This is a genomic window from Pseudomonas sp. TH49 (genome assembly GCF_016650625.1).
In the GTDB taxonomy this organism is placed as follows: domain Bacteria; phylum Pseudomonadota; class Gammaproteobacteria; order Pseudomonadales; family Pseudomonadaceae; genus Aquipseudomonas; species Aquipseudomonas fluorescens_H.
Window position 1 is genome coordinate 2,277,600 of sequence record NZ_JAEKFL010000001.1, and the last position, 22,140, is coordinate 2,299,739.

Genomic DNA, 22,140 nt, shown 5'->3' on the forward strand with positions numbered 1-22,140 from the left:
CATTAGTAATTATCTATCGATGGTTGCAAGTTAATGAATTTGTAGGTGTCACATCGATGATCAATACTTCCCAGCAAGCCGATTAGCCGGCAGTTTCAAGACTGACAGAGGAAGAAGACCGTATGAGCCAGATCAAAACGCTTACGACCGCCAGTGGCGCACCTGTCGCTGATAACCAGAATTCTCGCTCCGCCGGCCCTCGTGGCCCGTTGCTGCTCGACGATTTTCACCTGATCGAGAAGCTTGCCCATTTCAACCGTGAAAATATTCCTGAGCGCCGCGTACACGCCAAAGGCTCGGGTGCTTACGGTACTTTTACTGTTACCCGCGACATTACCGAGTACACCAGCGCCAAGCTGTTCGAATCTGTAGGCAAACAAACCCCGACATTCCTGCGTTTCTCTACCGTTGGCGGTGAGCGTGGTTCGGCTGACACCGAGCGTGATCCGCGCGGTTTTGCCCTGAAGTTTTACACCGAGGAAGGCAACTGGGACATCGTTGGCAACAATACTCCGGTGTTCTTCATTCGTGACCCGCTGAAGTTTCCCGACTTTATCCACACCCAGAAGCGTCTGCCGCAGAGCAACCTGAAAAGCGCGCAAATGATGTGGGACTTCTGGTCGCATTCGCCTGAAGCGCTGCACCAGGTGACCATCCTGTTCTCGGATCGCGGCATCCCCGACGGCTACCGTCATATGCACGGTTTTGGCAGCCACACCTACAGCCTGATCAACGCAAGAGGCGAGCGTCACTGGGTGAAATGGCACTACAAGACCCAGCAAGGGATCAAGAATCTCGCGCCGGCTGAAGCTGCTCGTCTGGCCGGTACCGATCCGGATTACGCGCAGCGTGACCTGTTCGAAGCCATTGAGCGTGGCGACTTTCCGAAATGGCGTGTGTGCATTCAGATCATGACCGAAGCTCAGGCTGCGGCGCATTACGAGAACCCGTTCGACGTGACCAAGACCTGGTCGCAGAAGGAATTCCCGCTGATCGAGGTCGGTGAGCTGGAGCTGAACCGCAATCCGCTGAACTACTTCGCCGAGGTTGAGCAAGCTGCATTTGGCCCTAGCAACATGGTGCCCGGTGTCGGTCTGTCGCCGGATCGCATGCTGCAAGGCCGCGTGTTCGCTTACGCCGATGCGCACCGTTACCGCGTGGGTACCAATCACCAACAATTGCCGGTAAACGCGCCGCGCAGCCCGGTGAACACTTATCAGCGCGACGGTTCGATGGCGTTCGGCAGCAACGGTGGTGCAGCGCCTAACTACGAACCTAACAGCTACATCGAATCACCGAAGCAAGCCCCGCACTACGCCGAACCCGCGCTGGCCTTGAGCGGTGCTGCTGATCGTTACGATCATCGCGAAGATACGGACTACTACAGCCACGCCGGTGCGCTGTTCCGCCTGATGAATGACGAGCAGAAGGCCTTGCTGGTCAGCAATATCGCCGGCGCCATGAGCGGTGTTTCGCCTGATGTGGTTGACCGTCAGTTGCAACATTTCTTCAAAGCTGACCCGGCGTATGGAGAAGCAGTCGCAAAGCTGCTCAACGTACAGCTTAACGAAGTCTAAACGAGAAGCAGAACCGCCCTCATTAGGGCGGTTTTTGCGTTATTTAGGCTGATTTTCTCAGAATATCTTCGCTTTTATTGCGCGAAACGGGGTGACCTTCCGGTCAGCTTGGTTCAAACTACAGACTTTCAAGCAGGGAGATGTAGGGCGATGCAAGGCCACCCAGACGTTATCGATTACCTCAACACGTTGCTGACCGGCGAACTGGCCGCGCGTGACCAATATTTTGTGCACTCGCGGATGTATGAGGACTGGGGTTTCACCAAGCTCTACGAACGAATCAACCACGAGATGGAAGAAGAAGCAGGTCACGCAGACGCATTGATGCGCCGGATCCTGATGCTCGAAGGCACCCCGCGCATGCGCCCGGACGATCTCGACGTCGGTACCACCGTGCCGGAGATGCTTGAAGCCGATCTGCGTCTTGAATACAAAGTTCGCGCCGCACTGTGCAAAGGCATTGAGCTGTGCGAGCAGCACAAGGACTACGTCAGTCGCGAGATTCTGCGTGTTCAGCTCAACGACACCGAAGAAGATCACACCTACTGGCTGGAAAAGCAGTTGGGCCTGATCAAACTCATCGGTCTCGAGAATTACCTGCAATCCCACACCTGATTGCACAGACACAAAAAAGCCCCTGTCACTGTTGAAGTGACAGGGGCTTTTTCGTTCCTGGCTTTTAAGCCCGGTCGCGAATCAACAACGGCTTGAGGTAATGACCCGTGTGAGACTGCTTCATCTCGGCCACTTCCTCAGGCGTGCCGGTGGCGATGATCTGCCCACCCTTGGAGCCGCCCTCCGGCCCTAGGTCCACCAACCAGTCGGCAGTCTTGATGACGTCCAGGTTGTGTTCGATCACCACCACGGTATTGCCGTGGTCGCGCAAGCGATGCAGCACGTCGAGCAACTGCTGGATATCGGCGAAGTGCAGGCCGGTGGTCGGCTCATCGAGGATATACAGGGTCTTGCCGGTGTCGCGCTTGGACAGCTCGCGTGACAGCTTGACCCGTTGCGCTTCACCACCGGACAGCGTGGTCGCCGACTGCCCGAGTTTGATGTACGACAGGCCCACATCCATCAACGTCTGCAGCTTGCGCGCCAGCGCCGGTACCGCGTCGAAGAACTCCCGGGCTTCCTCGATGGTCATCTCGAGGGTTTCGTGGATGCTCTTGCCCTTGTATTTGATCTCAAGGGTTTCGCGGTTGTAGCGTTTGCTCTTGCACACATCGCAGGGCACGTAGATGTCCGGCAGGAAGTGCATTTCCACTTTGATCAAGCCGTCGCCCTGGCACGCCTCGCAGCGACCGCCCTTGACGTTGAACGAGAAACGCCCCGGGCCGTAACCTCGGGAGCGTGACTCGGGCACGCCGGCGAACAGTTCGCGGATTGGCGTGAACAGCCCGGTGTAGGTGGCCGGATTGGAGCGCGGCGTACGGCCGATCGGGCTTTGGTCAATGTCGACGACTTTGTCGAGATGTTCCAGGCCTTTGATGCTGTCGTGCGCGGCCGCTTCCAGCGTGGTCGCACCATTAAGTGCAGTAGCGCTCAACGGGAACAGCGTGTTGTTGATCAGCGTCGATTTGCCCGAGCCGGAAACGCCGGTCACGCAGGTCAGCAGGCCGATCGGGATTTCGAGGTCGACGTTGCGCAGGTTGTTGCCGCGCGCGCCCTTGAGCGATAGCGTCAGCTTCTTGTTACGCGGCGTGCGTTTGGCCGGCACTTCGATCTTCACCCGGCCCGACAGATATTTACCGGTCAGGGAATCCGGGTGCGCCATGACTTCGGCCGGCGTACCTTCAGCCACGATCTGCCCGCCGTGCACCCCGGCGCCCGGGCCGATATCCACCACATAGTCAGCCAGACGAATCGCGTCTTCGTCGTGCTCGACCACGATCACCGTGTTGCCGATGTCGCGCAAGTGCTTGAGGGTGCCGAGCAAACGGTCGTTATCGCGCTGGTGCAGACCAATGGACGGTTCGTCGAGGATGTACAGCACCCCGACCAGACCGGCGCCGATCTGGCTCGCCAGACGAATGCGCTGCGCCTCGCCACCGGACAGGGTGTCGGCGCTACGATCCAGCGACAGATAGTCGAGGCCGACGTTGACCAGGAACTGCAGACGCTCGCGGATTTCCTTGAGGATCTTGTCGGCGATTTCGCCGCGACGGCCGGTCATCTTCAGCTCGCCGAAGTATTCGCAGGCATCGCCAATCGGCAGGTTGGTCACTGCCGGCAGGGTTTTCTCGCCAACCCACACGTGCCGCGCCTCGCGGCGCAGACGAGTGCCGCGGCAATCCGGGCAGGCTTGGGTGCTGAGGAACTTGGCCAGTTCTTCACGCACGCTGGCCGATTCGGTTTCGCGGTAGCGACGCTCAAGGTTCGGCACGATGCCTTCGAACGGGTGCGAACGTTTGACGATGTCGCCGCGATCGTTCAGATATTTGAAGTCGACATTCTGTGAGCCGCTGCCATGCAGAATGTGTTTCTGCTGTTCGGCGGTCAGCTCGTTGAACGGCTTCTCCAGGCTGAACTTGTAATGCGAAGCCAGCGAGCCGAGCATCTGGAAGTAATAGACGTTGCGCCTGTCCCAACCGCGAATCGCGCCCTCGGCGAGAGTCAGTTCACCATTGACCAGGCGCTTGATGTCGAAGAACTGCTTCACGCCCAGACCATCGCAGGTCGGGCAGGCGCCGGCCGGGTTGTTGAAGGAGAACAGCTTCGGCTCCAGCTCGCTGATGGCATGCCCGCAGATCGGGCAGGCAAAGCGCGCGGAGAAGATCATCTCTTCACCCGGCTCGTCGTCCATCGGCGCAACCAGGGCAATGCCGTCCGCCAGCTTCAGTGCGGTTTCGAAGGATTCGGCCAGACGCTGCTGCAGGTCGGCACGTACCTTGAACCGGTCGACGATCACATCGATCGAGTGCTTCTTCTGCTTGTCCAGTTTCGGCAGTTCGTCGAGCTCGCAGATCCGGCCGTTGACCCGGGCGCGGACGAAGCCTTGGGCGCGCAGTTCTTCGAACACCGACAAGTGTTCGCCCTTGCGCTCGCGGATCACCGGGGCCAGCAACATCAGTTTGCTGCCTTCCGGCTGGGCCAGCACCAGGTCGACCATCTGGCTGACGGTCTGCGCTTCCAGCGGAATGTCGTGATCGGGGCAGCGCGGCGTACCTACGCGTGCATAGAGCAGACGCAGGTAGTCGTAGATTTCGGTGATGGTGCCGACCGTGGAACGCGGGTTGTGCGAGGTCGACTTCTGTTCGATGGAGATCGCCGGCGACAAACCTTCAATGGTGTCGACGTCGGGTTTTTCCATCATCGACAGGAACTGCCGGGCGTAGGCCGACAGGGATTCGACATAGCGGCGCTGACCTTCGGCGTACAGCGTGTCGAAGGCCAGGGACGACTTGCCGGATCCGGACAGGCCGGTGATGACGATCAGTTTGTCCCGTGGCAGGGTCAGGTCGATGTTCTTCAGGTTGTGGGTACGGGCCCCACGTATCAGGATCTTGTCCAAAGTGGCCTCGCTCGGCGGGCGTCGAAAACGTAGGAGTATACGGGCAAATACTGGATGGATGCACACTATCAAACGAAGGGTTTTTTACCTTGCATGAAGAGAGTTTCATCTATACGCGTCATAGCGTCGCGATATACCCCGTCTTTCGATGGGACTGGTAGAATCGCCGCCGGTTCACACGAGGTTTTTCCATGCACGATCCCCACAGCGAACGCATGAGTGGCAGCGAGACCCGCGCAGCGAGCGGTCTGGCCCTGGTGTTCGCCTTCCGTATGCTTGGCATGTTCATGGTGTTGCCGGTACTGGCGACCTACGGCATGGACCTGGCGGGAGCGACCCCGGCCCTGATCGGGCTGGCGATTGGCGCTTACGGCCTGACCCAGGCGATTTTCCAGATTCCCTTCGGGATCATTTCCGACCGCATCGGCCGGCGTCCGGTGATTTTCCTCGGGCTGGTGGTGTTCGCCCTCGGCAGTGTGCTGGCGGCCCAGGCCGATTCGATCTGGGGCGTGATCGCCGGGCGCATCTTGCAGGGTGCCGGGGCGATTTCTGCTGCGGTGATGGCCCTGCTCTCCGACCTGACCCGTGAACAACACCGCACCAAAGCCATGGCGATGATCGGCATGACCATCGGCCTGTCGTTCGCCGTGGCCATGGTGGTCGGGCCGCTGCTGACCCGCGCATTCGGCCTGTCCGGGCTGTTCCTCGCGACGGGCGGCATGGCCCTGTTCGGGATCGTCATCGTGATGTTCATGGTGCCGAAATCCACCGGGCCGTTGAGCCATCGTGAATCCGGCGTGGCGCGTCAGGCCTTGATGCCGACGCTCAAACATCCGGATCTGCTGCGCCTGGATCTGGGCATTTTTGTGTTGCACGCGATGTTGATGTCGAGCTTCGTCGCCCTGCCGCTGGCACTGGTGGAAAAGGCCGGGTTGCCCAAGGAGCAGCACTGGTGGGTTTATCTCACTGCGCTACTGATCTCTTTCTTCGCCATGATCCCGTTCATCATCTACGGCGAGAAAAAACGCAAAATGAAACGAATTTTGCTCGGTGCCGTCCTGACGTTGATGCTCACTGAGCTATTCTTCTGGCAGTTCGGTGACAGCTTGCGGGCCCTGGTGATCGGCACGGTGGTGTTCTTCACCGCGTTCAATCTGCTGGAAGCTTCGTTGCCGTCGCTGATCAGCAAGGTTTCACCGGCAGGCGGGAAGGGCACGGCCATGGGCGTGTATTCCACCAGCCAGTTCCTCGGTTCGGCACTCGGCGGGATACTCGGCGGCTGGCTGTTTCAGCATGGCGGTCTGTCGGTTGTGTTCCTTGGATGTGCCGGTCTGGCTGCCATCTGGCTGGCCTTTGCTGTTACCATGCGCGAACCTCCCTACGTGACGAGCCTGCGCTTGCCGTTGTCGCCCGAGGCGATCCGCGAAGCGGGTCTGGTCGAGCGCCTCAAGGCCCTCGTAGGGGTAACAGATGCAGTGATAGTTGCTGATGAAGCGGCTGTTTACATCAAACTGGACAAAGAATTAGTGGATCGCGACACCCTCGAACGCCTGGTGAACAACCCGGCCGAGGCTGCTTGCGAAGCCTAGGAGAACGTTATGGCCCGTGGGGTTAACAAAGTCATATTGGTCGGCACTTGCGGCCAGGATCCCGAAGTTCGCTACCTGCCTAACGGTAACGCCGTGACCAACCTGAGTCTGGCAACCAGCGAACAATGGACCGACAAGCAAACCGGTCAGAAGGTCGAAAAGACCGAGTGGCACCGTGTTTCGATGTTCGGCAAGGTTGCCGAAATCGCCGGCGAATACCTGCGTAAAGGTTCACAGGTGTACATCGAAGGCAAGCTGCAGACCCGCGAGTGGGAAAAAGACGGTATCAAGCGTTACACCACTGAAATCGTGGTCGACATGCAAGGCACCATGCAACTGCTCGGCGGCCGTCCTCAACAGGGCGATCAACAAGGCGGTGGCAACAACTACCAGCAGCAGGCGCCACGTCAACAGGCTCCACGCCCGCAGCAGTCGGCTCCACAACAGCGTTCAGCCCCGGCTCCACAGCAGGCTGCACCGCAACCGGCTCCGGATTTCGACAGCTTCGATGACGACATTCCGTTCTGATTCGATGCTGCATCCGCGCTGAATAAAAAGGCCCGTCGTTCAACACGACGGGCCTTTTTTGTGGCGCAAGGTCCGCGATTAGCACTGATCTCCTGTGGGAGCGGGCTTGCTCGCGAAGGCGTCGGGTCAGTCAAAGCATTTGTTGAATGGCAGTCCGCTTTTGCGAGCAAGCCCGCTCCCACAGGTGCGGATGTATGCCTCAGTCGAGGATCAGGTGCGGCAGAAACCGGCTCGAATCCTTGGTGATCAGACTGTTGTCTTCGCGCACACCAATCCCAGCCGCTTGATCACCAATCACCCACGAGCCGATCAGGGTGTAGCTGTCATCGAACTTCGGTAATGGCGCAAATTCCTGCAGGATGAAGGGCGCGTCGGTGTAGGGCCCGTCCTCTTTGACGATCAGACCTTCCGCCGTTTGCAGTTCGATGTTGGCACCTTCGCGGGAGAAGTACGGTTTGCGTACCCATCCCTTGGGCACCGCACGGGTCGGATTCGGATCAAGGTGCGCCGCAAGCAGATTCGGATGCCCCTTGTGCAGCTCCCACAGCAAAGGCAGCGCGCCTTTGTTCGACAGGATCGATTTCCACGCCGGCTCAAAGAACTGCGTATCGCTGTCGGCAATTGCAGCACCGAACGGCTCGTGGAAGATGAATTCCCAGGCGTGCAGTTTGAACAGGTGCGGGATCCAGCGATCTTGCAGATCGACGAAGCGACCCTCGGCGGTCAGGCCGATGTCTTCGATGTCGATATGCCGGGATTCGATGCCGACTTTTTCCGCGATCAGGCGCAGGTAATCGGTGGTGCCCTTGTCTTCGACCGAGTCTTTCATCGAGGCAAAGTAGAACGGCCGCTTGAGCTGCAATTCGGCAAAGGCCTGATGCAACTTGGTGTCGATGCTGTTGAACTGGTCGGCGTGACGCGGCAGCATCCCGCGCTCGATGCACTGTTCCAGCCAGCCCCACTGAAACGCCGCCGCCTCATAGAGGCTGGTCGGCGTGTCGTAGTTGAGCTCCAGCAGCTTCGCCGGGCCGTTGCCGCTGTATGAAAAGTCCATGCGCCCGTACAGATGCGGATGACCTTCCAGCCAGGACGTGCGGATCATGTCGTAGTACGGCGCCGGGATGCTCAGGCGATCCAGCAACTCTTCGCTATGCACCACGCGATCGACCAGGTCCATGCACATCTCGTGCAGTTCGGTGGTCGGATCCTCCAGATCGTTTTCAATCTGCGCGAGCGTGAACTGGTAGTAGGCGCTTTCGTCCCAGTACGGTTCGTCATCGATGGTGTGGAACAGAAAGCCGAGGCTTTCGGCCGTCTGTTTCCAGTCGGGGCGCTCGGCGCAGTGGATCTTCTTCATGGTCAGCTGCTCGAACTGCCCCAGCCGCCCCAACCGCTGCGGGCGGAAGATTGGCTGCCGAAACCGCCGCGGGATGTCGACGAAGCGACGTTGACCGGTTTGCTTCGGGAGTTGTCGTAGCGGGTGTCGGTGCGAGTTGCCGGCGCCGATTCGATTTTGCGGTACTGCGCCGAGGTGTTGTAGGTCTGGCGGGTATCGCGGTCGCGATAGACCGTGCGGTTGGCGTTGTTGCTCATCGCATTGCCGATCAACCAGCCTGTGAGCCAGCCGTTACCTGCACCACCGGAACCGGAAGAGTGGGAGGTGCTTTGCGCATTCTGCGCAGCGGCGGTTTCACCGGCAGGCATCTGCGCATTGGCAATTGCATTCAGGTCCTGCGGCGCCTCACCGCTCTGTGGCACCTTGAAACCGCCGAGCTTCGGCACGAAGCGACCGTCGGAGTTTTTCTGGCACCAGTCGGCGGCAAAGTCTGCGTCGCACTTGGCTTTGTCGTCGTAGGCCGGTGCAATGCGTCGGTGCTCGGTCAATGCCGCGACATAGGCGTTCGAGCAGACATCGGCGGCCACTTCGGCGCCGACGCACTCCTCGACAGTTTGAAAGCGTTGCTGATCCTGCGCGGCAACCTCGCCGGAAATCGCCAGCGCCACCGAAGCGGCGAGAGACAGTTGAACGTACTTGCTGCGTTTCATCGAAGGCTTCCTGCCGATCAGTTGGACGGGGTCATGCACGCGGCGTTGAGCATGCCGACGCTGATGGCCACCGCGGCCACGTAGATACCGGAAGCGATTTCACCGTTGGCGATGCGCTGGGACGTGCCTTTGAGCACCAGCCCTGTGGCGAGGAAGGCCAGCAGTTGCACCACGGCCGCAATCACTGCCCACAGCACGAAATCGAGGACGTTGACCGAAAACGCGATCACATTGCTGGCCGGAATCGCGAAACCGATGATCGCCCCCGCGAGGGCAATGGCGGCGGCGATGTTGCCGGAGCGAATCAGCTCGAACTCTTTGTGTGGCGTGATGCGGGTGTAGACGAACTGAAACAGCATGAACAACAGCACGGCGCCGAGCAGGTAGACGACGAAACCGACCAGCGCGGTCTTGTTCAGGGAAACGGCCAGCACTTCCAGCATGGAAAACTTCCTTTTTTAAATGGTGCTCAAATCAGTCGTGTACAGCGAAATGCCCAGCGAGGTGCTCAGGCTGACGGTGCCTTCCTCGTCCTGTTCGACGGAGAACAGCAGCAGCTCGCGGCGATCGGTCAGGCCGGTCTCGCGGGCGTAGAGCATCGAGTGGTGTTCGATGGTGTAGGACTCGTCCGGGTTGATCACGTGTTCGGTCAGCGGCACCAGTTCGGTCTGGCCCTGCTCGGTGCCCCATTCGCGGCTGTACTGGACGCCGTCGTGGGTGTAGGTCGGCAGGCCGATCGGGCTGGCGGGGCCGGCGAGGCGCTGCAGTTCGGCGTCACTGTTGACGGTCACGTAACTGAGGTAGTTGAACAGGGTGACCGACTCGATCTGGTCGTCACCGGTGACGTGGATCTGTAGCCAGAAATCCTCGTCATTCATGTAATAGCGGTGCAGTTTGTTGGATTGGCCGAGGTCGACCCAGCCGGCGCTCCAGATTGCCTGATCGAATGGCACTCGCACTGACGTCGAGCCGTCGAGCAGCAGGGCGAGGGTCGAATCGAATCTGACAGCCTTGCCTTGCGCCATCCCGAGTGGGCCACTGGCAACGGTTGGCGTTGGCGCAGCGGACTGCCAGTTGCTGGTGCCCAGCAAATCTTTGAACCATCCCATGGGTACATTCCTTGAGGCGGGTGGAGGTGTGCGTCGTAAAAAGCGCCGCTAGTGTACCGGGCCGGGCGACGAACGAGCAGAGTCATTTGCACAGCACAAACCATGTGGGAGCGGGCTTGCTCGCGAATACGGTATGTCAGCTAGCAAATTGTTCACTGATACAGCGTATTCGCGAGCAAGCCCGCTCCCACAGGTTTTTTATCGCGGGGTTACTGCGTGGACTTCTGCTTCAGACGCTCAAGAATCGCATTGGCGCTGCCTTCGTTCGGCGTGATGCCGGCGTCGCGCAGTTTGCGTTCCAGGTCGTTGCCGGTCGAAGCGTCAGCCAGCTCATCGGCGGCACTCAGCTCGGCGGCGCGTTGCTGTTGCTTGGCCTGCAGACGGTTCAGGGTGCCGACCGCGGTTTCCAGTTTGCCGTTGGCGCCACCGCTGGCGATGGATGCGCTGACCTGCGCCTTCTGCACGCTTTCACGGGCCTTGGCCATGTCCACCTGCTGGCGCAGGCTCTTGATTCGCGACTCGGCCTTGCTGATGTCCTTGCGCATGTTTTCGGCATAGGTGCCGAACTCGTCGCTCTGGGCTTTCTCGGCGGTCAGATCGTTGGTCAGGGTCGAAATCGCTTCGGCCACTTCCATCGCCAGGTCTTCGCGGCCGGCGTTCAGCGCGGAAACAGCCTTGGCTTCCAGATCCTTGATCTTCGCGTCGTACTCGCTCACGCGGTCGGCGGCCAGCTTGTGCTTGGCCATGATGGTGACCAGCTCGCGGCGGGCGTTGGACAGCGCGGTGTCGGCGTCGCGGATTTCCTGGTCGAGGATGCGCAGGGCCTGTTGGTCGACGATCGCTTCGCCGACTTCATTGGCGCCGCCGCGCAGAGCGGTGAACAACTTGCTCCAGATGGACTGAGTCATTGGATATTCCCTGTTGATTACTTGAAGAAGTGTTCGAAGGCTTCACTCGCGCGCTGCACGTTGTCGACCAGGGTTTTCACCTCGGTGACGACGTTGGTCAGGCTCGAGTCGGCGCTGAGGGCGCCAAACATGTTGTAAACGGTCTGGCCGTTAGGCATCGACTCGATACCGATCGACGACAGCGGGAACATTTCCCGGCTGCGCAACACGGCGTCGTTGAAGGCGCGCACGTCAGTGATCGAGTCGATGTCCACCAGCACGGTGTCGACGATGATCTGTGCACCGGCCACGGCGATGTGAATCGGCAGACCGCCGAATTCGTTCATTTCCAGCTTGATGCTGGGTTCGGAGCTCTGGATCAGAGACAGCGTGATCTCGTGCGAAGCCACCTCGTCCAGTGCCTTGAGGGCGTTGAAGAGGCTATCGATGTTCCAGTTGTTGCCTGCGCTCATGTAATTCTCCGACATGAATGAGCCAGCCAGAATCGGTTGGCGTAGCTGTTGCTCCATCTGCTTGAGCAAGCTTCGGTTTTCCGGAAGTACCCAAGTTTCGTGTTTCACATAACCGGCGGCAGCCAGGCCCGCGCGCATCTGCTTCATGTAGAAGCTCGACGGCTTTTTCGCGGACAGTTTCGAGCGCTCTCCCTGTGGGCTCTCTGATGCAACGGTGGGGGAGCGACTTTTCATGGCAATGACTCCGTTATGAACATCTCACGCGTGAGCCACACTACAAGCAATTCAAAGTGCCATCAATGGCTCACGCGTGAGATTTTTATGACAGGCGAAAAAGCGGCGAATATCTAATGTAGGAGTGAGCCTGCTCGCGATTGCATCTGTCAGCTGGAAATCAGGTGACTGTTCCAACGCTATCGCGAGCAGGCTTACTCCTACAGGGTTCTGTGTGAGCAGCGGTCGTGCAAATTGCCGCGAATTTGCGCTGTTTCGTGCAGATTGAAACGGGCGTGGTGCCATCACCGGTTTAGCAAACCTTTGATCGGCCAGAGTTTTCCACAGGACGGTCGTTGGCCTGATCTCTGCACCCTTCACCGCTACATTCACCGAACCGCTGCAAGGGGGACGCATGACCCCGACGCCAGGCAGAAAAATCGTCGTCGCACACTCGGTGCGCGCTGGCGCGCCGCAACATGAAGTGCAGACCAACAAGGCACTGGCCCGTTGGCTGGCGCAAATTCTCGGGCTCAAATTTGCTGGCAGCTACGACCCGGAAAAACACCGCGGTCGTGACCTGTACTGGCTGCCCACGCAAACCATTGTCGGCGCCAGACAGGCGCAGGCACTGGGCATCAAAGGCGCACAGGACTTGTGGGGCGGATTCGTCGAACACGATTTCATCTGCACCAAAGCCATCAGCCACGGCCTGCGCAGTCATCTGGCCTACGCCCCGCGAGGCTGGGCGCCGCTGTTCTCCGAGCGTGTGCGCGACGTGGTGCTCGATGGCTTGACCGTGTTTGCCGTGGAAGATGCGCGACCCGCTGCCGAGCATCTGCTGTACAGCGGGCCGATCCGTCTGAAGCCGATTCACGCCTGCGCCGGTCGTGGCCAGGAAGTTATCAACAGCCTCGACGCGTTCGATGAAGTGCTCGCCCGAGCGGAGGTCGCCGAGCTGTTCCGCGATGGCGTGGTGCTGGAACAGGACTTGAGCAATGTGTTCACCCACAGCGTTGGCCAGTCATTCATCGGCGACAAAGTGCTGAGCTACTGCGGTGATCAATACTTGACCAAGGATGCTCAGGGTGAAGACGTCTATGGTGGTTCGAATCTGTTGGTCGTGCAGGGCGGTTATGCGGATCTGCTGGCGCTGGACTTGCCGGGCGATGTGCGCCTGGCCATCGAGCAGGCGCAGATTTTTGACCGGGCGGCAGACGAGGCCTATCCGGGTTTCTATGCCTCGCGGCGCAACTATGACGTCGCCCAGGGCCTGGACCACGATGGCAAACCTCGTAGCGGGGTACTCGAACAGTCCTGGCGCATGGGCGGTGCCAGCAGTGCGGAACTGGCCGCGCTGCAAAGCTTTGTCAACGATCCAGATATGCCGGCGATCCGCGTGTCGACGGTGGAGACCTACAACGATCAGACCCTGCCGGCCGACGCCATCGAAATCTATCGCGGGCCAGCGGAGAACAGCGACTTCCTTCTTAAATACGTAACGGTCAAATCCTATGACGGCTAGAAGCGAAAGTATTCAGATCGACATTGATGATGAACAGATGAGCGGGACGTTTCTCAGTCCAAAATCGAAAGTCCCCGGCGTGTTGTTTGTGCACGGTTGGGGCGGTAGCCAGGAGCGCGATCTGGAGCGCGCCAAGGGCATCGCCGGGCTTGGCTGTGTCTGCCTGACCTTCGACCTGCGTGGGCACACCGGTGGCACCGGCATTCCGTTGACTCGGGTCACGCGCGAGGACAACCTGCGCGACTTGCTCGCCGCCTACGATCGCCTGCTCGCGCACCCGGCGCTCGATACCTCGGCGATTGCGGTGGTTGGCACCAGTTATGGCGGTTACCTGGCTTCGATCCTCACCTCGTTGCGCCCGGTGCGCTGGCTGGCGCTGCGAGTGCCGGCGCTGTATCGCGACGAGCAATGGCACACGCCCAAGCGTGATCTGGACAAGGCTGACCTGCGGGATTACCGGGCGACGTTGGTCCGTGCTGACAGTAATCGTGCGCTGCACGCCTGTTCGCAATTCACCGGGGATGTGTTGCTGGTGGAATCGGAAACCGACGACTACGTGCCCCACGCGACGATCATGAGTTACCGCGCGGCCTGTCAGCAGACCCATTCGCTGACGCACCGGATCATCGACGGCGCCGACCATGCCTTGAGCGAGCCGGTTTCGCAGCAGGCCTATACCTCGATTTTGGTGGACTGGATTACCGAGATGGTGGTCGGTGAGCGGTTGAGCATTATTCAGTCCACATGATCTTTGGTGCCCTTTCGGACGCCATCGCGAGCAGGCTCACTCCTACAATTTGAAATGCGCTCCCCCTGTAGGAGTGAGCCTGCTCGCGATAGCCTTTTCAGTTTCACAACAAAATCAGGACGGTTTCTTCTCGATCCGCAACGCCTTGGCCTTGGCCTCCACCAGCAAATACATCACCACCGTAATCAGCAACGGCAGCAGAAAATAAATCGCCCGATACGCCAGCAACCCCGCCACCAGACTCCCGCGTGAAGCTTCGTGCTGCAGCAGCGCGACGAACACCGCCTCCAGCACCCCGAGTCCCGCCGGAATGTGCGTGATGACCCCGGCTATCGCACTGATCAGCAATACGCCGAGCACCAACGGATAATCCAGTTTGCTCGGCAGCAGAGTGAAAATCACCGCCGCCATCAGCGACCAGTTCAATGCGCCGAGCAGCAATTGCAGCACGGCCATGCGCAGTGACGGCAGGTTGATTTCCACCCCGCGAATCGACCACTCGCGGCGCTTCGAGAACTGGCACGCGGCGAGGTAACCGGCACTCAACAGCAGTAACAGCACGCCGATGCCCTGCAATGCATCGCTGCTGATTTTCCAGCCCGGCGGCATGCTCACCAGACCGCTGCTGAACACCGCGCCGGCAATCGTCATGTAGCCGAACCAGTTGGTCGCCAGGCTCAGGCCGAGGATTTTGGCGATGTTGCCTTTGCTCACACCCAGGCGCGAATACAGGCGATAGCGCATGGCGATCCCGCCGACCCAGGCACTGAGATTGAGGTTGAACGCATAGCTGATGATCCCCACCGGCAGGATCTGCTTCCAGGTCAGGTCCTGGCGAATGTAGGTGCGCCCGATCAGGTCGAAACTGGCGTAGGTGAGAAAGCTCAGCAGGGTCAAGCTGGCGGCGATGATCAGCGTGCGGACCTTGAAGTCAGCCAGGGTTTGCAGGACTTCCGCCCATTCGATGCGGCTGGCGAACATCGTCAGCAACACGATCAGCGCGAGGAAGAACAGCAGGGTCAGCGGGCGTTTCCAGCGACTCCAGCGAGAATGCACGGCAGGCGCCGATTGCGCATGGGAATGGCTCATGGGATATCTCCCCGAAACGGCTTGAGCCGCGGTTTGTGCGCCGGCAACCAACCGGCCATCGACGGGAAATGCCGCAGGAAGTGAAACACCAGAAATCCCGCGGTCATGTGCCAGATCCGCCCGCGTGGGGACATGTCGGCGTCCATCGCCTTGCAATGGTTCTGGCTCAGGTCTTCGAGGCGCTGGAACAAATGCTGATTGAACGCGCGGTCGCGGATCAGCACGTTGGCTTCGAGGTTGAGCGACAGGCTCAGCGGGTCGAGATTGCTCGAGCCGACCGTGCTCCATTCCTCATCCACCAAGGCGACTTTGCCGTGCAGCGGGCGCTGGCAATATTCGTGGATCTGCACGCCGGCCTTGAGCAGGTAGTCGTAGGTCATGCGCGCCGCCAGTTTCGCCACCAGCATGTCCGGCTGGCCTTGCAGGATCAGCCGCACCTCGACGCCACGGCGCGCCGCATTGCGGATCTCACGCAGCAGGCGGTAGCCGGGGAAGAAGTAGGCGTTGGCGATCACCACCCGACGTTTGGCCCGGCGCAATGCCTGCAAATACACGTCTTCGATGTCGGTGTGATGCTGATCGTTGTCGCGAAACACCAGCCGTACCTGACCGTCGTGATCGTTGAAAGCCATGTCCGCCCGGCGCTGACGGCGGCGCTGCCACCAGAACCGCGCACGCCCCGGCCTACCACTTTGCAGCAGGGCAAAATGATGAATGTCAGCGACCGCCGGCCCCTGAATCTGCACCGCGTAATCCTGTTTCGCCTCGGGGCCGAAATCGGCCAGGTGATCGCCGGAAAAGTTGATCCCGCCAATGAACGCGATCAGTCCGTCGACCACCACGATCTTGCGGTGCAGGCGGCGGAACCAGTTGGAGCGAAAACCCAGATGTTTGGGCGCCGGATCGAACATCTGCAGGTGCACGCCGGCATCGCTCAATGCCGCGAGATAACCGGTGGTCAATTCGCCACAACCAAAACCGTCGAGGCTGACAGTGGTGCGCACGCCGCGCTGGGCGGCGTCGATCAGGATCTGCTGCAACTCGGCACCGACCTTGTCTTCGAAAACGATGAAGGTCTCCAGCAGGATTTCACTCTTCGCCGCACGCATGGCGTCGAACACCCGGGGGAAATATTCCTCGCCGTTTTCCAGCAACTCGACGCGGTTGTTGCCCTGCCAGCCGTACTCGACATCGACATGCCCGGGCTCGCGCACCGGCGGGTTGATGCTGATCGGTGCCACGGCGGATTTCTCCAGCGGTGCGCTGCTCATAATTCGATCTCCACCGATAACGGGGCGTGGTCGGAAAGGTGTGACCAGGGCCGATTCGCCAGGACTGTCGGCTGGCTGGCCTTGAGGTTGCGCACGTAAATGCGGTCGAGCCGCAGCGTCGGCAGGCGTGCCGGAAAACTGCGCGCCGGTTTGCCGTGATGCTCGGCGAACACCTCGCGCAGACCGCAGGGTTCGAGCAACGCATCGGCGCGTTGACGCCAGTCATTGAAGTCACCGGCGACGATCACTGGGGCGTCAACCGGCAGCTCCGCCAGACGCTCGCCGAGCAGCTTCAGTTGTGCATTGCGATGGCTTTCGCGCAGACCCAGATGCACGCAGATCGCATGCACCTCGACGCCATCACCGGGCAGGCGCAGCACGCAATGCAGCAGGCCACGGTTTTCGTGGCCGCTGATCGAAACGTCGAGGTTGTCGTGGCGAATGATCTGGAATTTCGACAGCAACGCATTGCCGTGATCGCCCTCCGGATACACCGCGTTGCGCCCATAGGCGAACTGCGGCCACAGGCTGTCGGCGAGGAACTCGTATTGCGGCATCGTCGGCCAGTTGCTGTAGCGTTTTGGATGGTGTTCGTGGGTGCCGTGGACCTCCTGCAAAAACACCACGTCGGCCGCCACGCTACGCACCGCTTCGCGCAACTCCGGGAGGATGAAGCGTCGATTGAGGGCGGTGAAGCCCTTGTGGGTGTTGACCGTCAGCACGGTGAAACGGCGCACCGACACTTCAACGCTGGTCTGCTCGTCGGTGACCCCGACCGGCTCTGGAATACTCATGCCAACACCCCTTCGGCTGCCGGTTCGCCGGGGGTGGTGGCGAGCGTTTTATCCAGCTCAAAACGGTGCAGCAAACTGCGGGCGTCGTAGGGCGCGCGGACTTTGATGTCGTTGTCGAAATAGCAGAACACTTCACGGGATTTACGGGCCCGAGGCTTGAGGCGCGGCGCGATCAGATGCGCATCGCGCGGTTGCTGACCGTGGTGCCAGGCGTCGATGCGTTCGGCCCAACTCTGCAGCGCCGGTTCGCTATAGCCGCTGGCGTAAAGTGCCTCGGCACCGTGCAGACGCAGGTAGACGAAATCGCTGGTGAGGTCTTCGCGGTACGGCCACTTGCCGGCGGTGTCAGCAATCACCAGCGCGGTGTTGTAGCGTTTCAACAAGCGCACGAAGTCGGGGTCGATGAAGCTGTCGTTGCGAATTTCCACGGCATGGCGCAGCGGTTTTTTGCGCCAGGCCTTCAGGCTGGCGTGGCCGTGCAGGTGCGAGTCATGCTGGCGGGCGAGGGCGGCGGCCGCTTCAGTGTCGTGAGGGAGCAGGGCGAGGAAGTGTTCGAAACGCTCGGGATCGAATTTGAAGTTCGGCGGGAACTGCCAGAGGATCGGCCCGAGTTTTTCCTTGAGTTCCAGCACCCCGGAGGCGAAGAAATTCGCCAACGGTTTTTCGATCTCGCGCAAACGGCGAATGTGGGTGATGAAGCGCGGCGCCTTGACGCTGAACACGAAGTCGTCGGGCGTTTCGGCGTACCACTGGGCATAACGTTCGGGCCGTTGCAGGGCGTAGAACGATCCATTGATTTCGATGCTGTTGACGGCCCGCGAAGCGAATTGCAATTCGCGTTTCTGCGCCAGTCCTTTCGGGTAGAAATCCCCGCGCCACGGGGCGTAGCGCCAGCCGGAAATACCGATGTGAATCGTTGCCATGTCGCCCTCCCGTTGTCAGTCCTCGTACAGCCTGTGTCTGTTGATGACTGTGGGCGGTTCGGGAAAGTTTCGGTGGCGTTACGGACGGTACATCCCTGAGAGCAACACAAAGCTAATGTGGGAGGGGGCTTGCTCCCGAAAGCGGTGTATCAGTCGCCATTGATGCTGACTGACCCTCCGCCTTCGGGAGCAAGCCCCCTCCCACAGGGTTACTCAGTGACCCGTGAATACTCGGCCTTGAGCCGGTTCGGCATAGACCGGGCCGAGCCGATCCAGTCGACCGCTCCATGCGGTGAGTGCCAGCGCCACCAGCACCACCAGACCACCGATCCACGCCGTATGAATCAGGCCCAGATGCTCGACGATCAGCCCGCCGCCCCACGCCCCGCCGGCAATCCCGAGGTTGAACGCAGCAATGTTCAGCCCCGATGCCACGTCCACCGCCTGGGGTGTGTGATGTTCAGCCTGACGCACCACATACACCTGCAGACCCGGCACGTTGCCGAACGCCACCGCGCCCCACACCAGCACCGTGGCCAGCGCCAGCCATGGATTGCCGGCGGTGAAGGTCAGTACGAACAGCACGGCGGCGAGCAGGGCGAAGATGATTTTCAGGGCACTGATCGGCCCGCGTTTGTCCGCCAGTTTACCGCCCCAGATGTTGCCGACCGCCACCGACACGCCGTACACCAGCAACACCAGGCTGACGGTGCCGGCGCTGAAACCGGAGATGTCCTGAAGGATCGGCGCAAGGAAAGTGAAGGCGATGAACGAGCCGCCGTAACCGATCGCAGTCATGGCGTACACCAGCAACAGACGGGGTTGCTTCAGCACTTGCAGCTGTTGCAACAGGGACGCCGGTTTGCTGTGGGCGATGTTGTTGGGCACATACAGCAGGCTGCCGATGAAGGCGATCACACCCAGCGCCGAGACGGCGAGGAAGGTTTCGCGCCAGCCAAAATGCTGACCAATGAAAGTGCCTAGTGGTACGCCGGTGACCAAAGCCACGGTGAGGCCGGTGAACATGATCGCAATCGCACTGGCGGCTTTTTCCTTGGGCACCAGACTGGTGGCAATGGTCGAGCCGATGGAGAAGAACACCCCATGCGCCAGGCCGGTAACGATCCGCGCCAGCACCAGCGATTCGTAACTCGGCGCCATCCACGCCAGCAGGTTGCCGAGGGTGAATAGCACCATCAGCGACAGCAGCAACAGTTTGCGCGGGACTTTGCCGGTGAGGGCGGTCAGCACCGGCGCGCCAATGGCAACGCCCAATGCATAGAGGCTGACCAGCAGCCCGGCGGACGGCAGGCTGACACCGAGATCGGCGCCAATGGTGGGTAGCAGGCCAACGATAACGAACTCGGTCGTCCCGATGGCGAATGCGCTGAGGGTCAGCGCGAGCAAGGCAATGGGCATGACAGCACTCCGGTAGAGGTTTGAATGGAGCGCAGTGTCGGGGTTTGGGTTGTGCGGAAAAATACGGGGTTGGGCATTTGATATTTGCCTTGGACGCAAAGGTCAAAAGCGCTCCCCCTCACCCCAACCCTCTCCCCCAAAGGGGCGAGGGGGAAGGGAGCTGATCTCGGTTGCACTCAATATTGAGTTCGGCTGGATATTTCAGGTCGATGTAGCTCGAGAGCACAACTCGGTCGGCTCCCTCTCCCTCGGGGAGAGGGCTGGGGTGAGGGTGCTCTTGAACTTGCCAGACAATTACCGATCAGTTCCTTACAGGTTCAGCCAAGAGGGATCGGAGTTTTGATCAAGTTCAGGGTCGCTGTTTTGCTGGGGGCGCTGCTGTTGGGCGCTGGCCAGATGGTGCAAGCCGCCGCGTTGCCGGGCGTTCCGGCCACCGCTGAAGAACCGGCCAAACCCGAGCCGATCGTGCAGGGCGGCTTGCTCGGCGCGATCAGTACAAGCATCGACGACGTGCAGGACAAACTCGATCTCAACGAGCATCTGGTCGACGCCTGGCGCCTGCGGGCCGATCGCGCAGCGGACGAGGTCGACAAACTGGTCAACCAGCCGTCGGATCGTTCGGGCTGGAGCGTCGCCGGGGATTTCCTGATGTTGTCCGGCGTCTGGCTTGGCACTTTTGCGCTGCTCACGGTGCTCGGCAGCCTGCTGGCCAAGCGGCTGAGTCAGGGTCGTTGGCTGCGCACCCGCCAGCGCAGTCAGGACCTGGTGGGCTACCTGCTGCCGTACACGCTGCCAGCGCTGATCTGCTTGCCGCTGACGCTGTACGTCAGTCACTTTCTGCAAGCCTCGGTTGGGCGGGCGCTGGCGCTGTGTTTTGCCTACGCCACCAGCAGCGGGATTTTCTCCACCTCGATGCTGTTGTGCGTGGTGGTGATGTTCAACGTCGGCCACAAACGGCCCGCCGCGCGGATCATCCGCGACTACTGCCCGAAACCGCTGTTCCTGATCGGTTTTCTTGCTGCCCTCAGTGACGCGTTGACCAGCCCACAGATCGCCCGTCAATTAGGCGGCAACATCACCAGCAGCGTCGCGGTGTTCACCGGGTTGATCGCCTCGATCATCTTCGGTCTGCTGGTGATTCGCCTGCGCCGGCCGGTGGCGCACCTGATCCGCAACCGACCGCTGGCGCAGCGTCTGAAACAGCCGTCGTTGCAGGAGTCGCTGCGGATTTTTTCCGGGCTCTGGTACTGGCCGATCGTGTTGATGGTGCTGGTCTCGGCGGTCAATCTGATCGGCATCGGTGAGGACAACCAAAAGGCCCTGCGCTGCGCGCTGTTCACCACGGTGCTGCTGATCGGCACGGTGTTTCTCAGCACCATCCTCCAGCATTTGTTCAAGTCACGAAAAGCCGAAGCGATCCAGCGCAGCAGTGCCTACAAGGAGCGCTTTCTTAGCCTGTTGCATGCGTTGCTGCGGATCGTCATAGCGATTGCCTTCATCGATATTCTCGGGCGGATCTGGGGCGTCTCACTGCTCGATTTCGCCCAGAGCAGCACGGTCGGACGGGCGATCAGCAATGCGTTGAGCAGCATCGGCCTGATCTTCCTCGTCACGTGGCTGTTGTGGGTGGTGCTCGACACGGCGATTCAGGAAGCGCTGAAACCACCGGTCAGCAAACGCTCGTCGCGCCAGCCCAGCACTCGGGTGAAAACCATCCTGCCGCTGCTGCGTAACGCGATCAAAATCATCCTGGTGGTGATCTGCGCGATCACCACCATGGCCAACCTCGGGATCAACGTTGCGCCACTGTTGGCCGGTGCCGGGGTGGTCGGTCTGGCCATCGGTTTCGGTTCGCAGCAACTGGTGCAGGACGTGATCACCGGGTTGTTCATCATCATCGAAGACACGCTGTCGATCGGTGACTGGGTGGTGCTCGACTCCGGTCACGCCGGCACCGTCGAAGGCCTGACGATCCGCACCCTGCGCCTGCGTGACGGCAAGGGTTTCGTGCACTCGGTGCCGTTCGGCCAGATCAAGGCAGTGACCAACCAATCACGGCAGTTTGCCTACGCGTTTTTCTCGGTGCAGTTCACCTACGACACCGATGTCGACAAGGCCATCGAACTGATCCGCGAGACCGGCGATTCGATCCGCGAAGACCCGTTCCTCAAGTACAACCTGCAAGGGCCGCTGGATGTGTTCGGGGTGGACCGGATGGACTTGAACGGCGTGGTGCTGACGGCGCAGTTCCGTACCGTGTCGGGCGGGCAATATGCGGTGAGCCGGGCGTTCAACCAGCGTTTGAAAAAGCTTGTGGATAACAGTCCTGACGTGCACTTCGCGCAGACTTATCCACAGCAGGTTTTGTTGCCCAAGCGGCAGGGTGAGAAGGAGTTGGTGGCGAGCGAGGTGCCACAACGGTCGAGTACCTGACC

The 22,140-nt window shown here is 60.3% G+C and carries 20 protein-coding genes; 7 read left to right on the forward strand and 13 right to left on the reverse strand.

Annotated elements, in window-relative coordinates; translation table 11 throughout:
* Window positions 1-122: 122 nt before the first annotated feature.
* Together JFU48_RS10370 and bfr are read left to right on the forward strand one after the other, a co-directional pair.
* Entirely contained in the window at window positions 123-1,577 is a 1,455-nt protein-coding gene (locus tag JFU48_RS10370) for a catalase (protein ID WP_103483883.1), read from the forward strand.
* 150 nt (window positions 1,578-1,727) lie between these two features.
* Entirely contained in the window at window positions 1,728-2,192 is a 465-nt protein-coding gene (gene bfr, locus JFU48_RS10375; RefSeq protein WP_003228714.1) for a bacterioferritin, read from the forward strand.
* 64 nt (window positions 2,193-2,256) lie between these two features.
* Here the strand turns inward: bfr and uvrA are convergent, their stop codons facing one another.
* Window positions 2,257-5,091 (reverse strand): excinuclease ABC subunit UvrA, encoded by a 2,835-nt coding sequence (gene uvrA / locus JFU48_RS10380; RefSeq protein ID WP_003228713.1) that lies wholly within the window; start codon window positions 5,089-5,091, stop codon window positions 2,257-2,259.
* Between the two features lie 191 nt (window positions 5,092-5,282).
* Between uvrA and JFU48_RS10385 the strand changes: the two genes are divergently transcribed.
* Together JFU48_RS10385 and JFU48_RS10390 are read left to right on the forward strand one after the other, a co-directional pair.
* Window positions 5,283-6,680 (forward strand): MFS transporter, encoded by a 1,398-nt coding sequence (locus JFU48_RS10385; protein WP_003228711.1) that lies wholly within the window; start codon window positions 5,283-5,285, stop codon window positions 6,678-6,680.
* A gap of 9 nt (window positions 6,681-6,689) precedes the next feature.
* Complete coding sequence (locus JFU48_RS10390; RefSeq protein WP_003228709.1) at window positions 6,690-7,208, forward strand: single-stranded DNA-binding protein; 519 nt, start codon at window positions 6,690-6,692, stop codon at window positions 7,206-7,208.
* A 199-nt stretch (window positions 7,209-7,407) separates the two neighbouring features.
* Here the strand turns inward: JFU48_RS10390 and JFU48_RS10395 are convergent, their stop codons facing one another.
* From JFU48_RS10395 to JFU48_RS10425, 7 genes are all read right to left on the reverse strand, one after another.
* Window positions 7,408-8,565, reverse strand: coding sequence for a glutathionylspermidine synthase family protein (locus JFU48_RS10395; protein ID WP_201136444.1), 1,158 nt, complete (start codon window positions 8,563-8,565; stop codon window positions 7,408-7,410).
* A gap of 2 nt (window positions 8,566-8,567) precedes the next feature.
* Window positions 8,568-9,254: a DUF1190 domain-containing protein gene (locus tag JFU48_RS10400; RefSeq protein WP_103522055.1), complete on the reverse strand. Its 687-nt coding sequence runs from the start codon at window positions 9,252-9,254 to the stop codon at window positions 8,568-8,570.
* A gap of 17 nt (window positions 9,255-9,271) precedes the next feature.
* Window positions 9,272-9,697: a DUF350 domain-containing protein gene (locus tag JFU48_RS10405; protein ID WP_003228704.1), complete on the reverse strand. Its 426-nt coding sequence runs from the start codon at window positions 9,695-9,697 to the stop codon at window positions 9,272-9,274.
* A gap of 15 nt (window positions 9,698-9,712) precedes the next feature.
* Window positions 9,713-10,363 carry a DUF2491 family protein gene (locus tag JFU48_RS10410; RefSeq protein WP_003228702.1) on the reverse strand — a complete coding sequence of 217 codons (651 nt, stop codon included), beginning with the start codon at window positions 10,361-10,363 and terminating at the stop codon, window positions 9,713-9,715.
* Window positions 10,364-10,572: 209 nt separating this feature from the next.
* Window positions 10,573-11,271, reverse strand: a complete 699-nt coding sequence (locus JFU48_RS10415; RefSeq protein WP_103483879.1) for a PspA/IM30 family protein — start codon at window positions 11,269-11,271, stop codon at window positions 10,573-10,575.
* Window positions 11,272-11,288: 17 nt separating this feature from the next.
* Window positions 11,289-11,957 (reverse strand): YjfI family protein, encoded by a 669-nt coding sequence (locus tag JFU48_RS10420; RefSeq protein WP_201136445.1) that lies wholly within the window; start codon window positions 11,955-11,957, stop codon window positions 11,289-11,291.
* Between the two features lie 51 nt (window positions 11,958-12,008).
* Window positions 12,009-12,353 carry a hypothetical protein gene (locus JFU48_RS10425; protein ID WP_201136446.1) on the reverse strand — a complete coding sequence of 115 codons (345 nt, stop codon included), beginning with the start codon at window positions 12,351-12,353 and terminating at the stop codon, window positions 12,009-12,011.
* Here JFU48_RS10425 and JFU48_RS10430 point away from each other — a divergent pair.
* Both JFU48_RS10430 and JFU48_RS10435 read left to right on the forward strand, forming a co-directional pair.
* The gene (locus JFU48_RS10430; RefSeq protein WP_201136447.1) at window positions 12,352-13,461 is read left to right on the forward strand and encodes a DUF3182 family protein; all 1,110 of its coding nucleotides are present in this window, start codon (window positions 12,352-12,354) and stop codon (window positions 13,459-13,461) included. The genes JFU48_RS10425 and JFU48_RS10430 overlap by 2 nt on opposite strands.
* A complete protein-coding gene (locus tag JFU48_RS10435; RefSeq protein ID WP_103483876.1) occupies window positions 13,451-14,209 on the forward strand; it encodes an alpha/beta hydrolase family protein in 759 nt (252 codons plus the stop codon). The genes JFU48_RS10430 and JFU48_RS10435 overlap by 11 nt, the downstream gene beginning before the upstream one ends.
* Before the next feature lie 114 nt (window positions 14,210-14,323).
* Here JFU48_RS10435 and JFU48_RS10440 read toward each other — a convergent pair whose 3' ends face one another.
* The 5 genes from JFU48_RS10440 to JFU48_RS10460 all read right to left on the reverse strand — a co-directional run bounded on the left by JFU48_RS10440 (window position 14,324) and on the right by JFU48_RS10460 (window position 19,705).
* Window positions 14,324-15,298, reverse strand: a complete 975-nt coding sequence (locus JFU48_RS10440; RefSeq protein WP_003228693.1) for a lysylphosphatidylglycerol synthase domain-containing protein — start codon at window positions 15,296-15,298, stop codon at window positions 14,324-14,326.
* Window positions 15,295-16,569: a cardiolipin synthase ClsB gene (gene clsB / locus JFU48_RS10445; protein WP_201136448.1), complete on the reverse strand. Its 1,275-nt coding sequence runs from the start codon at window positions 16,567-16,569 to the stop codon at window positions 15,295-15,297. Before clsB ends, JFU48_RS10440 begins: the two co-directional genes overlap by 4 nt.
* Complete coding sequence (locus JFU48_RS10450) at window positions 16,566-17,363, reverse strand: endonuclease/exonuclease/phosphatase family protein (RefSeq protein WP_103483874.1); 798 nt, start codon at window positions 17,361-17,363, stop codon at window positions 16,566-16,568. The genes clsB and JFU48_RS10450 overlap by 4 nt, the downstream gene beginning before the upstream one ends.
* The gene (locus JFU48_RS10455; protein ID WP_201136449.1) at window positions 17,360-18,286 is read right to left on the reverse strand and encodes a DUF72 domain-containing protein; all 927 of its coding nucleotides are present in this window, start codon (window positions 18,284-18,286) and stop codon (window positions 17,360-17,362) included. The genes JFU48_RS10450 and JFU48_RS10455 overlap by 4 nt, the downstream gene beginning before the upstream one ends.
* 213 nt (window positions 18,287-18,499) lie before the next feature.
* Window positions 18,500-19,705: an MFS transporter gene (locus tag JFU48_RS10460; RefSeq protein ID WP_103522049.1), complete on the reverse strand. Its 1,206-nt coding sequence runs from the start codon at window positions 19,703-19,705 to the stop codon at window positions 18,500-18,502.
* 339 nt (window positions 19,706-20,044) lie between these two features.
* Between JFU48_RS10460 and JFU48_RS10465 the strand changes: the two genes are divergently transcribed.
* Complete coding sequence (locus tag JFU48_RS10465; RefSeq protein ID WP_201136450.1) at window positions 20,045-22,138, forward strand: mechanosensitive ion channel family protein; 2,094 nt, start codon at window positions 20,045-20,047, stop codon at window positions 22,136-22,138.
* Window positions 22,139-22,140 lie beyond the last annotated feature (2 nt).

Excerpts from the sequence above, each read along its gene's own strand:
- bfr (WP_003228714.1), top strand. The coding sequence starts at position 1,728 with ATGCAAGGCCACCCAGACGTTATCGATTACCTCAACACGTTGCTGACC.
- JFU48_RS10395 (WP_201136444.1), bottom strand. The coding sequence starts at position 8,565 with ATGAAGAAGATCCACTGCGCCGAGCGCCCCGACTGGAAACAGACGGCC.
- clsB (WP_201136448.1), bottom strand. The coding sequence starts at position 16,569 with ATGAGCAGCGCACCGCTGGAGAAATCCGCCGTGGCACCGATCAGCATC.
- JFU48_RS10430 (WP_201136447.1), top strand. The coding sequence starts at position 12,352 with ATGACCCCGACGCCAGGCAGAAAAATCGTCGTCGCACACTCGGTGCGC.
- JFU48_RS10450 (WP_103483874.1), bottom strand. The coding sequence starts at position 17,363 with ATGAGTATTCCAGAGCCGGTCGGGGTCACCGACGAGCAGACCAGCGTT.
- JFU48_RS10405 (WP_003228704.1), bottom strand. The coding sequence starts at position 9,697 with ATGCTGGAAGTGCTGGCCGTTTCCCTGAACAAGACCGCGCTGGTCGGT.
- JFU48_RS10410 (WP_003228702.1), bottom strand. The coding sequence starts at position 10,363 with ATGGGATGGTTCAAAGATTTGCTGGGCACCAGCAACTGGCAGTCCGCT.
- JFU48_RS10370 (WP_103483883.1), top strand. The coding sequence starts at position 123 with ATGAGCCAGATCAAAACGCTTACGACCGCCAGTGGCGCACCTGTCGCT.
- JFU48_RS10435 (WP_103483876.1), top strand. The coding sequence starts at position 13,451 with ATGACGGCTAGAAGCGAAAGTATTCAGATCGACATTGATGATGAACAG.
- JFU48_RS10420 (WP_201136445.1), bottom strand. The coding sequence starts at position 11,957 with ATGAAAAGTCGCTCCCCCACCGTTGCATCAGAGAGCCCACAGGGAGAG.
- JFU48_RS10440 (WP_003228693.1), bottom strand. The coding sequence starts at position 15,298 with ATGAGCCATTCCCATGCGCAATCGGCGCCTGCCGTGCATTCTCGCTGG.
- JFU48_RS10390 (WP_003228709.1), top strand. The coding sequence starts at position 6,690 with ATGGCCCGTGGGGTTAACAAAGTCATATTGGTCGGCACTTGCGGCCAG.
- JFU48_RS10400 (WP_103522055.1), bottom strand. The coding sequence starts at position 9,254 with ATGAAACGCAGCAAGTACGTTCAACTGTCTCTCGCCGCTTCGGTGGCG.
- JFU48_RS10455 (WP_201136449.1), bottom strand. The coding sequence starts at position 18,286 with ATGGCAACGATTCACATCGGTATTTCCGGCTGGCGCTACGCCCCGTGG.
- JFU48_RS10425 (WP_201136446.1), bottom strand. The coding sequence starts at position 12,353 with ATGCGTCCCCCTTGCAGCGGTTCGGTGAATGTAGCGGTGAAGGGTGCA.
- JFU48_RS10385 (WP_003228711.1), top strand. The coding sequence starts at position 5,283 with ATGCACGATCCCCACAGCGAACGCATGAGTGGCAGCGAGACCCGCGCA.
- JFU48_RS10415 (WP_103483879.1), bottom strand. The coding sequence starts at position 11,271 with ATGACTCAGTCCATCTGGAGCAAGTTGTTCACCGCTCTGCGCGGCGGC.
- JFU48_RS10460 (WP_103522049.1), bottom strand. The coding sequence starts at position 19,705 with ATGCCCATTGCCTTGCTCGCGCTGACCCTCAGCGCATTCGCCATCGGG.